General features: G+C 72.9%; 1 protein-coding gene. It reads right to left on the reverse strand.

Features of this window, described 5'->3' with window-relative positions:
* Nucleotides 1-573 precede the first annotated feature (573 nt).
* A complete protein-coding gene (locus tag EAO77_RS35780) occupies nt 574-900 on the reverse strand; it encodes a TlpA family protein disulfide reductase (protein ID WP_187283570.1) in 327 nt (108 codons plus the stop codon).
* Nucleotides 901-1,108: the final 208 nt, after the last annotated feature.

The raw sequence follows: 1,108 nt of genomic DNA on the forward strand, positions 1-1,108 counted from the left end.
CGGTGGAGAACTGGACGAGGGTCGCGCGGGCGCCGAGTTCCGCGCCCAGGTCACCGGCGCCGAGCGCCCCCTCCGCTGCCGTGTCGCGCACCTGCGGAACTCCTTCGTCTTCGTCGTACGTTGTCCCCGTGTCCAGCGCTCCGCGGGACCGGTGGATTCCCGCCGGGCGGCGGGGGGTGCGCGCCGGTGTCCGCCGCCGGTGACGCCCCGACGGCGGAACGTGACGAGAATCTCGCCCACGGACCGCGCCAGGGCTGGTCAGCACGCCACACATGGGGCACGATCGCCCCGATGCCGAAGGAGATCAGCGGCGGTTCGGCGGCGGAAGCGGAGGAAAGGGGCGAAGCGGTGCCGAGATCGATCGACGCGGTCATCGAGAGGTCCTTCTGCGGGGATGGCTACTGACGGGCTGCGGCTGCTACGGCAGCCCGACAGCGCGCGCTCGCGTTACGGGCGAGGTCGACGTGGAGCCGCCCGTGGAGAAGGAGTTCCTGATGCACATCAGCCAGCCTGGCGATGGTTGCCGTGTGCAGTCAAGTACGCGTCAGCATGTGGGACCGACCTCACGGTGGGTCACACCGCCCTGCCGAGCGCCGCGATGACGTCGGCGCGCCGGGGCGCGCCCGCCGCCCGGGTGACGATGCGGCCGGTCGCGTCGAGCACCAGCACGGTCGGAGTGGCGCGGATGTCCAGACGCCGCACGAGCTCCAGATGCGCCTCGGCGTCGATCTCCACGTGGGCCACGCCCTCGACCATGGCGACGACGTCGGCCAGGGTGCGCCGGGTGGCCCGGCAGGGCTGGCAGAAGGCGGTGGAGAACTGGACGAGGGTCGCGCGGGCGCCGAGTTCCGCGCCCAGGTCACCGGCGCCGAGCGCCCCCTCCGCTGCCGTGTCGCGCACCTGCGGAACTCCTTCGTCTTCGTCGTACGTTGTCCCCGTGTCCAGCGCTCCGCGGGACCGGTGGATTCCCGCCGGGCGGCGGGGGGTGCGCGCCGGTGTCCGCCGCCGGTGACGCCCCGACGGCGGAACGTGACGAGAATCTCGCCCACGGACCGCGCCAGGGCTGGTCAGCACGCCACACATGGGGCACGATCGCCCCGATGCCGAA

It is taken from the genome of Streptomyces sp. T39 (assembly GCF_008042045.1).
Taxonomy (GTDB): Bacteria; Actinomycetota; Actinomycetes; order Streptomycetales; family Streptomycetaceae; genus Streptomyces.